Annotated in this window: 14 protein-coding genes; 11 read left to right on the top strand and 3 right to left on the bottom strand. The window is 60.7% G+C overall.

Annotated elements, in window-relative coordinates:
• The first annotated feature begins 181 nt into the window (after nt 1-181).
• The 9 genes from bluB to AB4N84_RS18165 all read left to right on the top strand — a co-directional run bounded on the left by bluB (nt 182) and on the right by AB4N84_RS18165 (nt 7,773).
• Nucleotides 182-832, top strand: coding sequence for a 5,6-dimethylbenzimidazole synthase (bluB, locus tag AB4N84_RS18125; RefSeq protein WP_460047054.1), 651 nt, complete (start codon nt 182-184; stop codon nt 830-832).
• Nucleotides 829-1,737 carry an adenosylcobinamide-phosphate synthase CbiB gene (cbiB, locus tag AB4N84_RS18130; protein ID WP_460042504.1) on the top strand — a complete coding sequence of 303 codons (909 nt, stop codon included), beginning with the start codon at nt 829-831 and terminating at the stop codon, nt 1,735-1,737. Before bluB ends, cbiB begins: the two co-directional genes overlap by 4 nt.
• Nucleotides 1,730-2,734, top strand: coding sequence for a threonine-phosphate decarboxylase CobD (gene cobD / locus AB4N84_RS18135; protein ID WP_460042505.1), 1,005 nt, complete (start codon nt 1,730-1,732; stop codon nt 2,732-2,734). Before cbiB ends, cobD begins: the two co-directional genes overlap by 8 nt.
• Entirely contained in the window at nt 2,731-4,209 is a 1,479-nt protein-coding gene (locus AB4N84_RS18140) for a cobyric acid synthase (RefSeq protein WP_074752962.1), read from the top strand. Before cobD ends, AB4N84_RS18140 begins: the two co-directional genes overlap by 4 nt.
• Nucleotides 4,209-4,730 (top strand): bifunctional adenosylcobinamide kinase/adenosylcobinamide-phosphate guanylyltransferase, encoded by a 522-nt coding sequence (gene cobU, locus AB4N84_RS18145; RefSeq protein ID WP_074752961.1) that lies wholly within the window; start codon nt 4,209-4,211, stop codon nt 4,728-4,730. The genes AB4N84_RS18140 and cobU overlap by 1 nt, the downstream gene beginning before the upstream one ends.
• A complete protein-coding gene (cobT, locus tag AB4N84_RS18150; RefSeq protein ID WP_074752960.1) occupies nt 4,727-5,779 on the top strand; it encodes a nicotinate-nucleotide--dimethylbenzimidazole phosphoribosyltransferase in 1,053 nt (350 codons plus the stop codon). Before cobU ends, cobT begins: the two co-directional genes overlap by 4 nt.
• Nucleotides 5,776-6,348 (top strand): alpha-ribazole phosphatase family protein, encoded by a 573-nt coding sequence (gene cobC / locus AB4N84_RS18155; RefSeq protein ID WP_460042507.1) that lies wholly within the window; start codon nt 5,776-5,778, stop codon nt 6,346-6,348. The genes cobT and cobC overlap by 4 nt, the downstream gene beginning before the upstream one ends.
• Nucleotides 6,349-7,083 carry an adenosylcobinamide-GDP ribazoletransferase gene (locus AB4N84_RS18160; protein WP_460042508.1) on the top strand — a complete coding sequence of 245 codons (735 nt, stop codon included), beginning with the start codon at nt 6,349-6,351 and terminating at the stop codon, nt 7,081-7,083.
• Between the two features lie 138 nt (nt 7,084-7,221).
• Entirely contained in the window at nt 7,222-7,773 is a 552-nt protein-coding gene (locus AB4N84_RS18165; protein ID WP_460042510.1) for a glutathione peroxidase, read from the top strand.
• A 107-nt stretch (nt 7,774-7,880) separates the two neighbouring features.
• On the opposite strand, the gene AB4N84_RS18170 is transcribed toward AB4N84_RS18165, so the two are convergent.
• From AB4N84_RS18170 to AB4N84_RS18180, 3 genes are all read right to left on the bottom strand, one after another.
• The gene (locus tag AB4N84_RS18170; protein WP_074752957.1) at nt 7,881-9,179 is read right to left on the bottom strand and encodes an OmpP1/FadL family transporter; all 1,299 of its coding nucleotides are present in this window, start codon (nt 9,177-9,179) and stop codon (nt 7,881-7,883) included.
• A 139-nt stretch (nt 9,180-9,318) separates the two neighbouring features.
• The gene (locus AB4N84_RS18175; RefSeq protein ID WP_460042511.1) at nt 9,319-9,810 is read right to left on the bottom strand and encodes a hypothetical protein; all 492 of its coding nucleotides are present in this window, start codon (nt 9,808-9,810) and stop codon (nt 9,319-9,321) included.
• 279 nt (nt 9,811-10,089) lie between these two features.
• Nucleotides 10,090-10,314 carry a hypothetical protein gene (locus AB4N84_RS18180; protein WP_074752955.1) on the bottom strand — a complete coding sequence of 75 codons (225 nt, stop codon included), beginning with the start codon at nt 10,312-10,314 and terminating at the stop codon, nt 10,090-10,092.
• 1,069 nt (nt 10,315-11,383) lie between these two features.
• Here AB4N84_RS18180 and AB4N84_RS18185 point away from each other — a divergent pair.
• Together AB4N84_RS18185 and AB4N84_RS18190 are read left to right on the top strand one after the other, a co-directional pair.
• Nucleotides 11,384-12,748: a DNA recombination protein RmuC gene (locus tag AB4N84_RS18185; RefSeq protein WP_460047056.1), complete on the top strand. Its 1,365-nt coding sequence runs from the start codon at nt 11,384-11,386 to the stop codon at nt 12,746-12,748.
• 394 nt (nt 12,749-13,142) lie between these two features.
• Nucleotides 13,143-14,594, top strand: a complete 1,452-nt coding sequence (locus tag AB4N84_RS18190) for an NCS1 family nucleobase:cation symporter-1 (RefSeq protein WP_074752953.1) — start codon at nt 13,143-13,145, stop codon at nt 14,592-14,594.
• Nucleotides 14,595-14,695: the final 101 nt, after the last annotated feature.

A 14,695-nucleotide genomic window follows, 5' to 3' on the forward strand; every position in this document is an offset into this window, starting at 1 on the left:
ACCCTTATGCGGTCTGGTTGTAGGAACGCTGGGCCCTGTGGGAGCGAATTCATTCGCGATGCGGTGTTACAGCCTACGGCTCTGTGTCGGCTGTACCGACTTCTCGCGAATGAATTCGCTCCCACAGGTTACTCACCCAGATCAGATTTCCGCGGTGGGCCAACTGGCCGAGATTGCCGCCATGACTGACCACGCCTTCAGCGACGACGAGCGCGCGACCGTTTACCGGGCCATCGCCGAGCGTCGGGACATGCGTCATTTCAGTGGTGGCTCGGTGGCGCCCGAGTTGCTGGCGCGTCTGCTCGAAGCCGCCCATCACGCCCCCAGTGTCGGGTTGATGCAGCCGTGGCGATTCATCCGCATCACCGACCGTCAACTGCGCTCCCGGATTCAGGCGCAGGTCGAAGAGGAGCGGGTGCGTACAGCCGAAGCCTTGGGCGAGCGGTCTGACGACTTCATGAGGCTCAAGGTCGAAGGCATCAACGATTGCGCCGAGGTGCTGGTCGCTGCGTTGATGGATGACCGCGAGAAACACATTTTCGGTCGGCGCACGTTGCCGGAAATGGACATGGCGTCGTTGTCTTGTGCGATCCAGAACCTGTGGCTGGCGGCCCGGGCCGAAGGTCTGGGGATGGGCTGGGTGTCGCTGTTCGACCCGGTTTCCCTCGGGCAATTGCTGGAGATGCCAACCGGTTCAAAACCCTTGGCGATTCTGTGCCTGGGGCCGGTCAAGGAATTCTATCCGGCGCCGATGCTGGTATTGGAAGGCTGGGCGCAGCCGCGTCCGCTGCAGGATCTGGTTTACGAGAACAAATGGGGAGTGAGTCCATGAGTGTGGCGTTGTTGAGCGTCGCCGGGGTTGCGCTGGATGCGCTGCTCGGTGAGCCAAAACGAAACCACCCGCTGGTGGCGTTCGGGCGTTATGCCGAGCGCATCGAGCAACGTTTCAACGCAGGCGGTCGCGGCTGGCGCAGCCATGGCGTGACGGCCTGGTTCATCGCCGTCGTTCCGCTGACGGTGGTGATCACCTTTTTCAGCTGGCTGCCCTACATCGGCTGGCTGGTGGAGGTGGCGGCGCTGTATTGCGCGCTCGGCCTGCGCAGTCTGGGCGAGCATGTCGAGCCGGTGGCTCAGGCGTTGCGTGGTGACGATCTGGAAGAAGCCCGCCGTCGTGTGGGTTATCTGGTCAGTCGCCAAACCGCTGAACTGGACGCCACCGAAGTCGCCCGTGCCGCCACCGAGTCGGTGCTGGAGAACGGCAGCGACGCGGTATTCGCAGCCATCTTCTGGTTTGCGGTCCTCGGCGCGCCGGGCGTCGTGCTCTATCGCCTGAGCAACACGCTGGACGCGATGTGGGGTTATCGCAGCGAGCGCTTCGAGCGTTTCGGCTGGGCCTCGGCCAGGATCGACGATCTGCTTAACTACATTCCTGCGCGATTGGTGGCGTTGACCTACGCGTTATTGGGCAAGACCCGGCTCGCCTTGCGCTGCTGGCGCACCCAGGCCCCGAAATGGGACAGCCCGAACGCCGGTCCCGTGATGGCGGCGGGGGCCGGTGCATTGGGTGTGGAGCTGGGCGGTGCAGCGATCTATCACGGTGAACTGCATCAGCGTCCGCAATTGGGCGAAGGCGTACCCGCCGATGCGACGTCCATTGATCGTGGTTGGCAACTGGTGCAGCGCGGCGTCTGGTTGTGGCTGCTGATCCTCTGTCTGGGGACTGAATTCTATGCTTGAGCATGGCGGACGGCTGCGCGGCGCAGTCGCGAAGTATGGTATCGCCGAGGGCGACTGGCTCGACCTGTCCAGCGGCATTTCTCCCTGGGCCTGGCCGATTCCGCCGATCCCCGCGTCGGCCTGGGCACGTCTGCCGGAAACCGATGACGGTCTGGAGAGCGCCGCGCGTCTGTATTACGGCGCGCCCGATCTGCTGCCGGTCGCCGGTTCTCAAGCGGCTATCCAGGCGTTGCCGCGTCTGCGTCAGGCGGGCAAGGTCGGTGTGTTGTCGCCGTGTTATGCCGAACACGCTGAAGCGTGGCGCAGCAACGGCTTTCTGGTGCGCGAGGTGCTGGAGCATGAAGTCGAGCGCTTCATCGACGCCCTCGACGTGCTGGTGGTGGTCAACCCGAACAACCCCACAGGCCTGAGCCTGACACCGGAGCGTTTGCTGGAATGGCACGCAAAGCTGGCGCAGCGCGGCGGCTGGCTGGTGGTGGACGAGGCGTTCATGGACAACACGCCCCAGTTGAGTCTGGCGGCTGAGACCCAGCGTCCTGGCCTTATCGTGCTGCGTTCGTTCGGTAAATTTTTCGGCCTGGCGGGTGTGCGTCTCGGTTTCGTGCTGGCCGAGTCGCGCTTTCTCAAAGTGCTGGCCAGGCAGATCGGGCCATGGTCGGTCAGCGGGCCGACGCGCATGCTCGGCCAGGCGTGTCTGGACGATACCGAAGGGCATCGCGTGCAGCGCGAGCGAACCGAGCAGGCCAGTCAACGGCTTGCGGCACTGCTGGCGGATCACGGTTTTGCGCCGCAAGGCGGCTGCGCGCTGTTTCAGTGGCTGATCACGCCGCTGGCCGCCGAGCTGCATGAGTTCTGCGCGCAACGCGGCATTTTGTTGCGTATCTTTTTGAACGCCGCGCAGCACAACAGCAGCCTGCGTTTTGGCCTGCCCCGGGACGAGGCCGACTGGCAGCGACTGGAACAGGCCTTGAACGAATTTTCCCGGGAGCGTGCATGAACACTCCGAAAACCGGCAAGACCCTGATGGTGCAAGGCACCACGTCGGATGCCGGCAAGAGCACGCTGGTGACCGCGCTGTGCCGCTGGCTGACCCGTCAGGGGGTGCGCACCGTGCCGTTCAAGCCACAGAACATGGCGCTCAACAGCGCCGTCACCGCAGACGGTGGCGAGATCGGGCGTGCCCAGGCCGTGCAGGCCCAGGCCTGCCACCTCGAGCCGCACACCGACATGAACCCGGTCCTGCTCAAACCCAACAGCGACACCGGCGCACAAGTGATCATTCACGGTCGCGCGGTCACCACCATGAACGCTGTGGCTTATCACGATTACAAAGCGATCGCGATGAAAGCGGTGCTGGCGTCCCATCAACGGCTGAGTGAACAGTGGCCGGTGGTGATGGTGGAAGGCGCAGGGTCGCCGGCCGAAATCAATCTGCGTGCGGGTGACATCGCCAACATGGGCTTTGCCGAAGCCGTGGATTGCCCGGTCTTGCTGGTGGCCGACATCAATCGTGGTGGCGTCTTCGCCCATCTGGTCGGCACCCTTGAATTGCTGTCGCCCAGCGAGCAGGCCCGGGTGAAAGGCTTCGTCATCAACCGTTTTCGCGGGGACATCGCGTTGTTGCAACCGGGCCTCGACTGGCTGGAACAGCGCACCGGCAAACCGGTGGTGGGTGTGTTGCCGTATGTGATGGACTTGCACCTTGAGGCCGAAGACGGCCTTGATCAACGCCAGACCGACAAGGCCGAACAGGTGCTCAACGTCGTCGTGCCCGTGCTGCCGCGCATCAGCAATCACACCGATTTCGACCCGCTGCGCCTGCACCCGCAAGTGAACCTGCAATTCGTCGGACCCGGCCAGCCGATTCCGGCGGCGGACTTGATCATCCTGCCAGGCTCCAAGAGCGTGCGCAGCGACCTGACGTACTTGCGCAATAACGGGTGGGACACGGCGATCAGTCGTCACTTGCGTTACGGCGGCAAGGTGCTGGGCATCTGCGGCGGGCTGCAGATGCTGGGTGAGGCACTGCACGACCCCTTGGGTCTTGAGGGCGCGGCGGGGTCAAGCCCCGGCTTGGGGTTACTGGCCATGAGCACGGTGCTGGAGCAGGAAAAACAGCTGCGCAATGTGCGCGGCCACCTGACACTGGAAGACGCGGACGTCAGCGGTTATGAAATTCATGCGGGCGTGACGACAGGACCTGCGCTGGAGAGCCCGCTGGTGCAACTCAGCGACGGTCGTTGCGACGGCGCACGCAGTGCCGACGGCCAGGTGCTGGGCACCTACCTTCACGGGCTCTTCGAAAACCCGGCGTCGAGCAGTGCGCTGTTGCGCTGGGCCGGTTTGCAGAACGTGCAAACGGTGGATTACCACGCCCTGCGCGAGCGCGACATCGAACGTCTGGCCGACCTGGTGGAGAAGCACCTGGATGGCCCGTTGCTGCGTGAACTCTGCGGACTGGAGCCAGCCTGATGCTGCAATTGATTCTGGGTGGCGCGCGGTCCGGCAAGAGTCGGCTGGCGGAAAAGCTCGCCAGCGACAGTGGGCTGGAGGTGATGTATGTCGCCACCAGTCAACCGTTGGACGGTGAAATGAATCAACGCGTGGCGCTGCACCGTCAGCGTCGACCGGACCACTGGGGCCTGATCGAGGAACCGGTGGAGCTGGCACGTGTATTAAAGGAAAGCGCAGGACCCGGCCATTGCCTGTTGGTGGACTGTCTGACCCTGTGGCTGACCAATCTGCTGATGCTGGACGATCCGCAGCGACTGGCGCAGGAGCGCGAAGCTCTACTCGATTGCCTGGCTGAACTGCCCGGTGAAATCATTTTCGTCAGCAACGAAACCGGGCTGGGCGTCGTGCCGCTCGGTGAGCTGACCCGTCGTTATGTCGATGAAGCCGGCTGGCTGCATCAGGCGTTGGCCGAGCGTTGCCAGCGAGTGGTATTCACCGTCGCCGGACTGCCCATGACTTTGAAAGGATCCGCACTATGAGTAATGCCTGGTGGCTCGCGCCCGCACGAGAAGTCGACGAAAACAGCCGCGAGCAGGCGCTGGCCCGACAGCAGCAACTGACCAAACCGACGGGCTCGCTGGGCCAGCTGGAAGCGGTCGCCGTGCAACTGGCCGGTCTGCAGGGTCGCGTGAAGCCGAGCGTCGGCAAGGTCTGGATCGCGATTTTTGCCGGTGACCATGGCGTGGTCGCCGAAGGGGTTTCGGCCTATCCGCAGGCGGTCACCGGGCAAATGCTGCACAACTTCATCATGGGTGGCGCGGCGATCAGCGTGCTGGCCAGGCAGCTTTCGGCGCAACTGGACGTGGTGGACCTCGGCACGGTGTCGCCGCTTAATCTGCCCGGTGTGCGCCATCTCAATCTGGGAGCGGGCACCGCCAATTTCGCCAAGGGACCGGCGATGACCCAGGCGCAACTGGAGGCCGCGCTGGCCGGCGGTCGCGACAGCGTGCTTCGCGCCCAGGCGCTCGGCACCGAGTTGTTCATTGGCGGCGAAATGGGCATTGGCAACACCACAGCGGCCAGCGCGGTGGCGTGCTCGCTGCTCAATTGCCCTGCGTCGTTGCTGGTCGGCCCGGGCACCGGGCTTGATGCGCAAGGTATCCATCACAAAGCGACGGTGATTGAACAGGCGCTTCACCTGCACGCCGAACAGGCGGGCGACGCGCTGGGCAGTCTGCGCGCGCTGGGCGGTTTTGAAATGGCGGCGCTGGTGGGGGCGTACTTGGCGTGCGCGCAGGAAGGCATTGCCGTGCTGGTGGACGGTTTTATCTGCACGGTGGCCGCGCTGGTGGCGGTGCGTGTCAATCCATCGTGTCGTCCGTGGTTGTTTTTCGGCCACCGTGGCGCCGAGCCGGGGCATCGCCACGTGCTGGAAAGCTTGCAGGCCGAGCCGTTGCTGGAACTGGGTTTGCGCCTGGGCGAGGGCAGTGGCGCTGCGTTGGCCGTGCCGTTGCTGCGGCTCGCCTGTGAGCTGCACAACGGCATGGCGACCTTCGCTGAAGCGGCCGTGGCGGACCGTCCTGCATGACCTTGCGCCTTGACCTGCTGCGTCACGGCGAAACAGTGCTTGGCGGCGGCCTGCGCGGCAGTCTGGACGATGCCCTGACCGACCTCGGCTGGCAGCAAATGCGTGCGGCGGTGATCGAGGCGGGGCCTTGGGATCGAATCGTGAGTTCGCCGCTGCAACGTTGCGCGCGGTTTGCCGACGAGCTGTCGGCGCAGCTGTCGTTGCCTTTGCACCTGGAAAGCGATCTTCAGGAGCTGCATTTTGGCGACTGGGAAGGGATCGGCACCGCGCAATTGATGGAGACGGACGCTGAGGGTCTGGGGCGTTTTTGGGAAAATCCCTACACCTTCACGCCGCCCAATGGCGAACCTGTGGTGGCCTTTTCTGAACGGGTTTTGGGTGCCGTAGAACGGTTGCGCGACAGCCATGCGGGCGAGCGCATTCTGGTGGTCAGTCACGGCGGGGTGATGCGCCTGTTGCTGGCTCAAGCCCGAGGGCTGCCTCGTGAACAGTTGCTGCAAGTAATCGTCGGTCATGGTGGCTTGTTCAGCCTGGATGTCGCGGCTGACGGCTCGTTGGCGGAGGCCTAGATGCTGCCGTTCTGGATCGCCTTGCAATTTCTCAGCAGCTTGCCCATTCGCTTGCCGGGCATGCCCTCGCCACAGGAACTGGGTCGCTCGCTCCTGTTCTATCCCGCCGCGGGCGTGCTGATGGGTTCCGTGCTGATGGCACTGAATCTGCTGCTCGACGGCGCCCCTTTGTTTTTGCACGCTGCCCTGGTGCTGGCCGCCTGGGTGCTGCTTAGCGGCGGTCTGCACCTGGATGGGCTGGCGGACAGCGCGGACGCCTGGCTCGGTGGATTCGGGGACCGCGAACGGACCCTGACGATCATGAAAGACCCTCGCAGCGGGCCGATCGCGGTGGTGACGCTGGTGATTGTCCTGCTGGTGAAATTCACGGCGCTGCTGGCCTTGATCGAGTCTCATCACAGCCTGGGTTTGTTGCTGGCGCCGGTCATCGGCCGAGCGGCGATGCTGGGGTTGTTCCTCGGCACACCCTATGTGCGCGCGGGAGGATTGGGTCAGGCATTGGCCGATCACCTGCCGCGCCCGCTGGGTTTCAAGGTGCTGGGGATCACTGCCATTGCCTGTGTGCTGATCGCCGGCTGGACGGGCGTTGAAGCAGTGCTGGCCGCGACCGCCGGATTTTTCTGGCTGCGGCGACTGATGATCAGGCGTTTGGGCGGCAGCACCGGGGACACCGCCGGCGCGATGCTGGAGCTGCTTGAGGTGCTGGTTCTGGTGATGTTGGCGCTGTTGATTTAATCCGAGTCTTGGTCAGTGCAGAACCGATGAGAGAGGTTGTTCAGGGCGTTGTGTCGTGTAAATCCTACCGACCGGCTAGGCATCCGCGATGGCAGGGAGTAGCGTGAGACGAACTTCCTGCCTTGAATGGACGCCGTCATGAGAACTCGCTGGATCTGCCTTCCTCTTCTAATGTTTGCCATAAGCGGCGCTGCGATGGCTGCCGACTGCCCGCCGTTGTTGCAGGGTGATTTGCCCAAGCTGCGCGCGAAACAGGATATCGACCTGTGTAAGCAATTCGCCGGTAAACCGATGGTGGTGGTCAATACCGCGAGCTTCTGTGGCTTTGCGCCGCAGTTCAAAGGTCTGGAAGCCCTCAATCAACGCTTCAAGGGTCAAGGGCTGGAGGTGCTCGGCGTGCCTTCTGACGACTTCAAGCAGGAGTCTAACGACGCTGCTGAAACCGCCAAGGTTTGCTACGTCAATTACGGTGTGACGTTCACCATGACCGAACCGCAACCGGTTCGGGGTTCCGATGCGATCAACCTGTTCAAGGTGCTCGCGGCGCAGAGCAATGCGCCGCGCTGGAATTTCTACAAGTACGTCGTGGACCGCAAAGGCAATGTCGTCGCCAGTTTCCCGAGCAAAACCACGCCGGACGATCCGGAGCTGATCGCGGCGATCGAGAAGGCGATTGCGTCCAAGCCTTGAGTCTCAAGCGACGGTGATTCCTTCCATAACGAAAAACCCCGCAGCCATCGCTGGCTGCGGGGTTTTCTGTATGGCGAACCGGTGATCTGCCGGTCCCGCCAACTGCATCAGAAGCGGTAGGTCAGGCCCAGGCCGAAGCCGTTGGCGCTGTTTTCATACTTGGCGTTGTACGTCTGACCCAGTGGGCTGACTTCGTGAACCTTGACGTCTTCTTCTTTCAGGTACGAGTAAGCAACGTCGATGGTGATGTCGTCTGACAGGTTGTAGCCGGCGCCCAGGCTGAAGATTGTACGATCGCCAGTCGGGATGCGTGGCGAGCGGTTCTCGTTGTTGGTCGGCGACTGGTCGAACGACAGGCCGGTACGCAGTACCCACTGCTTGTTCAACTGGTACGAGGTACCGATGGCGTACGCCCAGGTGTCGTGCCAGTTTTGCTCTTCGGTGATGGTGCCGAACAGACGAGGTGCCAGGGCACCGCCGCTCACGCCGGAGTTCTTGACGGTGATGTCTTGCAGACGGCTCCAGCGAGTCCAGGTCGCGCCAGCATAAAGCTTCCACGCATCGTTCATCGACTGCGTGACCGAGAAGTCCACCGACTCTGGGGTGTCCAGGCTGAGCTTGGCGTCATAACGCCCTGCACTCAGCAAGGCCGGAGGAACGCCAGCACCTGGCGTCACTTCAGTGTGGCCTTCAAGCTTGTAGGTGACTTTCGAGTGATACGTCAGGCCAACACTCGTGGTGTCGGTGGCTTGCACGAGGATACCGGCGTTGAAGCCGTAACCCACGTCGTCGCCTTTGACCTGAACGCGACCGTCGCCTGCCGGACGACCGGTGATGGGCGCGGTGATGCCGCTGAGGTTCGGGTTCGACTCCAGTACACCGGAGATGCGGTTGATGGTCGGGCCGAAGCCAATCGAAACCTTGTCGTTGAATGCATAGCTGATGGTCGGCTGGAAGGTCACGACCTTGACTTTGCTTTTGCTGCCAAAGTTACGACCCTGAAAACCATTCTCGTAGTCAGTCACCAAGCCAAATGGGGCATAAACGCCCAGACCGAACGCCCATTGATCGTCGATCGGTTTAACGTAGAAGCCCATTGGCACGGCGATGAAAGGCACCATGTCGCCTTTGTTCGAACCGGCGCTTCTGCCGCTTGTATCGGAAATGTCAGTCTTGGCATCGATCGCAGCAGCGCCAACAGTCACTTGCTGGCGCTTGAGGCGCGACATGCCGGCCGGGTTGCCGTAAACGATGCTGGCATCATCGGCAGAAGAGGAGCGACCGGCGAAACCGGTGCCCATCCCACTGATGCTCTGTTCGTTCAGGGCAAAACCGGATGCGAAAATCTGGGTAGAGGCGAGTGTAATGGCGAGACTGAGGCTGGATTTGATCATTGTTTTTTTCATTGTTAGAACTCCTTGTTGATCACCGCGCGGAAATTACCAATATTTTTCATAACGCGCTATAGGCTGTATCGCCCGAGATAGAGCAGTTTTTGTAGGACAATCCGGTGAGTTTGCTGCGAACGTCAGCGAAACCGCCAAGTCACAAAATGGCTGATTCGGCCTGAAACAGGGGGCGAACCGAGGTTTGCCAGGCCGTTGTGAAATCCTGCAGGCGACCGTGTGGCTGAAATATCCGGCGCCAAATTCGGGCCATGCCCAGCAAATCATCTTCGGCAGGTAGAGAGAGGTGGCTGGCTTCGACCATCAGCCAGGCAATCGCGGTGGCGTAACGCAGGTTGACGGTCAGCTCCAGATCAGGACCGCTCAGAAAGGCATGCTGGCTGGCCAGGCCTCTGACCAGGCTGGCGAGGTCGGGATCCTTCGCCAGGTATTCGTCCCAGACTTTGTGATGCAGGGTGTCAGAGATGCTGTAAAGGCCGTGCCCCCGCTGGGTGTCGAGCTCTGCGCCCAGTGCGGACTGGCTGGCAGCAACCGCGAGCAGAAAAGATTCTGCTGCGGGATGGTGGCGGCCGAGGTAGATCAGCGTAGGGCGGATCACATGACGGCACAGTTCACTGGCGGCGATTCCCATAACACCCTCGGGAAGTGAATGAGCCGGCGGACCCTGGTGCTTGGCAGCGGTGATCTGGGGCGGGTCCACCGGAAGCGGCTCAGACCGCTTGACTTGAAGTGTAGTGTCATATTTGCCGCGTAAAGGGCTGTTTTTAAAATATTTCCCGATGTACGACGCACACCATAGGTCGTTCAGCGATTAGGCTGCGCAGTTTTTCATAAGGAAAACAGACACAAAAAAGCCCCACCGTTTAAGGGTGAGGCTTGGGTGCCCGATTTTTTCAGCCGACGAACGGTATCAGGCCGTCAGTGCCTGGCGCGTACGGTCGATCACGGCCTGCAGCGGTTCGGCGCTCGAGTACTGATCCGGATACAGACGCTCGGTGTGGCGCGCGATACCGTGTTCGTTGACGAGGGTGAAGCTGAAGCAGCCTTTGCGAGCTGCCATGATCAGGCAGTCCATGGGGGCGAAGGCGTTGGTCAGGGTGCGAATAGCGTTTTGAGTCTGGATATGAGTAGTCATGTAATGGTGTTTCCTGAATCGACACGCAATAAGAGGCGTGCAAAATAAAAACGTTCCAGTAAACGCGGACCGATGCTCGAATGCGAGTCAGGGCAGGGCGCAGAACCTGTCTGGAACAAAAGCAGCCAGTTGAAGCGCGGTTATCGTGTGGCGCTGGGCTGACTGGTAGGTACTTAGGAGGGCAGGCGACACAACAGGAGCAAAGGTTCGATGCTCGGGGTGAAGATCCTGATCAATTTGCAGGCTGGTTTGAGCAGGCCATGAACGCTTTTTCACACCTGCGACTGTTTGGCAGGTTGTGTAAGTTCATGTCTGGAAACCATCGAGGTGATCGATCCCTTTTTTCAGTCCGTTTGCTCAGCAGCAAATCATGGCTGAGGGATTTGTTCGATCAGAATTGACTTTCAGCTTGGTACTAACGGCGGCGATGCTAACGGATTTGACATGCCAAGGGAAGGGCTTTTTTAAAATGAGTGGCGGTTCGCGGCTCGTGAGGTTTCTCCTGACCGCATTTCCCCCTGCCAGGATGCGGCTGACGATGAGCAAAGCGTTGCTTATAGCGATGGGAAATTGACTTGTGCACATTAGCGCGGTTAGCTGCCATCTCACTGTCACATTCGCGCGTAACAGGCTGATTTCAGGCAACGATTTATTAAGTCAATGAAAAGCATCGCTTTTTTTTGTTGGTGAAAAAATCGTCAGTTTGAACGCAGGCCCCATTCTACCTGCGTTTGCGGGGGTTAAAGCGGCGTTGTCCACTGAGTTATCCACAGGTTCTGTGGATTGTCCCAATCGGTTGCTCTAGCACGCGCCTTTGCGAAGATGGACTACGCTTTTGTCCTTCGCCGCCCACTTCTCACTGCTCTGACCCCTCGATCGCTGAATCTGAATCTGAATTCATTTTCGCTTCTGCGCATAATGCCGCCAGCATGAATTGTGGAGTCGGGAAATGTTGATGGCTTTGGACCTTACCAGCCTGTTGCTGGGATTGGGTGCGGCGGCGGTACCGCTGCTGGCGCTGGCGTGGCACCTGCAGCGCCGCGTGACGTCGCAAGAGGCGGAGTCGGCGTTGCTCGACGAGCGCCTGAGCAACGCGCAGATGGCTCAGGACGGGCTGAACGCGCAGCTTGATGCCTGCCGCGATGAGATCAGCGATCTGGGCCAGGCCAATGCCGTCAAACAGGCGGATCTGGCTGCGTTGCGTCGAGAGGTGGAACTGCTGCGCCAGCAGCATGAAGCGGCGCGTCAGGCCCAGGCCGACTGGGGCGAGGAGCGCAGCAATAAAGAAACTGAATTACGCCGCCTGGATTCGCAGTGCGCGTCACTCAATGCTGAACTGCGCGAACAACAGGAGAGTCACCAGCAACGCCTGAATGACCTGCAAGGCTCTCGCGACGAGCTGCGTGCGCAATTCGCCGAGCTCGCCGGGAAAATTTTCGATGAGCGTGAGCAGCGCTTCGCGGAAACCAGCCAGCAGCAGTTGGGGCAGTTGCTCAACCCGCTCAAAGAACGCATCCAGTCATTCGAGAAACGTGTCGAAGAAAGCTATCAACAGGAGGCACGCGAGCGGTTCTCCCTTGGCAAGGAGCTGGAGCGTCTGCAGCAGCTCAATCAGCGCTTGAGCGATGAGGCCACCAACCTGACACGCGCCCTCAAGGGCCAGAAAACCCAAGGCAATTGGGGAGAATTGATTCTTGAACGGGTGCTTGAGCACGCCGGCCTCGAGAAAGGGCGCGAGTACCAGACGCAAGTCAGCCTTAAAGGACCGGATGGCGAACGCTTCCAGCCCGACGTGCTGATCATGCTGCCCGGCGACAAGCAGGTCGTGGTGGACGCCAAGGTCAGTCTGACGGCATACCAGCAGTATGTCTCGGCCGACGACGATGTGATCGCGCAGGCCGCACTGAAGCAGCACGTCCTGTCGCTGCGTAATCACGTCAAAGGGCTGTCCGGTAAAGACTATAAACGGCTGGAAGGCCTGCACAGCCTGGACTTTGTTCTGCTGTTCGTGCCCATCGAGGCGGCCTTTTCGGCAGCCTTGCAGGCCGAACCGACCATGTTTCAAGACGCCTTCGATCGCAACATCGTCATCGTCAGCCCGACCACCCTGCTGGCGACCCTGCGGGTCATCGACAGCCTGTGGAAACAGGAGCGTCAGAGTCAGAACGCGCGGGAGATCGCCGAACGAGCGGGCTGGCTGTACGACAAGTTTGTGCTGTTTATTCAGGATCTGGACGAGGTCGGCAGTCGCCTGCAGCAGTTGGACAAAGCCTACGGGGCGGCGCGTAACAAACTGGTCGAGGGGCGCGGCAACCTGGTGAGTCGCAGCGAGCAACTCAAGCTCTTGGGGGCCCGGGCGAGCAAGAACCTGCCAGCCGATTTGCTTGAGCGTGCCATGACAGACGAGGACGGGTTGGTGCAGTTGCCGGAATAGGGCAGCGGTTACAACCTCGGCTTGACCTGGCGACGATGCATTTAAAATAGCCACCGTCGTCCTGCGATTAACTTCCAGAGTTATTAAAGACAATAAACTACTATTTTGTACACAATATATTGAGTGGGTTGCGGATTTCCCCGTAACGCACCGCCATCAGGCACGGCTGCACTGCGAACGTGCGCTACGGTGTTCGTTAAGACGTAAACCGCACGCTCACCCTCCACGTGTCAGCCCTTTGAAAACCGCCATTTAGAGACAATGCGGCGTTCGAAAAATCGCTATGGCACGCATTCTGCCTATTGGTTCGTATACAACCCACACTCGCTCCCGTACGCAGTGTGTTCGGCAGTACCGCAACGGGAGCCAGTTCGTCCTCTCAGGGAGAATTGTGATGACCGAGCCAATGCCCAAAGGTTACAGCCCCCGCTTATACAACCAGGACCTGGGGCCACTGCCGCAGAAGTGGACCTGGTACAACATTTTCGCGTTCTGGATGAGCGACGTGCACAGCGTCGGCGGCTACGTGTTTGCCGCCAGCCTGTTCGCGCTGGGACTGGCCAGTTGGCAAGTGCTGATCGCGTTGTTGGTGGGTATCTGCATTATTCAGGTGATCGCCAATCTGCTCGCCAAACCCAGCCAGCAAGCCGCCGTGCCGTACCCGGTCATTTGCCGACTGGCGTTTGGCGTGTTCGGTGCAAACATTCCGGCCGTGATTCGTGGTCTGATCGCGGTCGCCTGGTACGGCGTTCAGACTTACCTGGCTTCCAGCGCGTTGATCATCGTAGTGCTGCGCTTTTTCCCGCAGATGTCGGTCTACGCCGAATCTCAGTTTGCGGGGCTTTCCTACCTGGGATGGTTCGGTTTCCTTGCCCTTTGGGTGGTCCAGGCAGCCGTCTTCTGGACCGGCATGGACTCGATTCGTCGCTTCATCGATTGGGCCGGCCCCGTGGTGTACGCCGTCATGTTCCTGCTGGCAGGCTGGATCGTCTGGAAGGCCGGTTGGGCAAACATCAGCTTCACTCTGTCCGAGAAATCGCTGACGGGTTGGGAAGCGTTTTCGCAAGTGATCATGGCCACCGCGCTGGTGGTGTCCTACTTCTCCGGCCCGACGTTGAACTTCGGCGACTTCAGCCGCTACTGCCGGAGCATGTCCGAGGTCCGCCGGGGCAATTTCTGGGGCTTGCCGGTGAATTTTCTGGCGTTTTCGCTGGTGACGGTGGTCATTGTTTCAGGCACGTTGCCGGTATTCGGCGAGATGCTGCATGACCCGATCGCCACTGTGGCGCGGATCGACAACAACGTGGCGGTGTTGTTGGGGGCTTTCGCTTTCGTGACAGCCACCATCGGCATCAACATTGTCGCTAACTTCGTATCCCCGGCATTTGACTTTGCCAACGTCGCACCCAGCAAAATCAGCTGGCGCGTGGGCGGCATGATCGCGGCCGTTGCGTCGATCTTTATCACGCCGTGGAACCTGTTCAACAACCCGCAGGTGATTCACTACACGCTCGACGTGCTCGCCGCGTTCATCGGTCCGCTGTTCGGCATCCTGCTGGTGGACTACTACCTCATCAAGAAGCAACAAATCGACGTGGACGCCCTGTTCAACGACGGCCCGACCGGCCGGTACTGGTACAACGGCGGCGTTAACTACACCGCTGTCAAGGCGCTGATTCTGGCGACGCTGGCAGGCATCGCGATCACCTTCATCCCGGCGCTGCAGCCAATGGCGAATTTCGCCTGGTTCACGGGTTGCTTCCTTGGGGGCGGCCTGTTCTTCCTGTTTGCCCGACACAGCCAGGCCCATGAAGGGGTGACGATGTCGACGGCAGTGCCTGGCTGAAGTGTTCTCGATTGGACGGCGCTGCTGGTCGCGTGGCGCCGGGTTTTCCTGCTTTGAAATGTCTTAACGTAAAGAAAGGGAAAATTTCCTGCCGCGACACT

It is taken from the genome of Pseudomonas sp. S2_H01 (genome assembly GCF_054668305.1).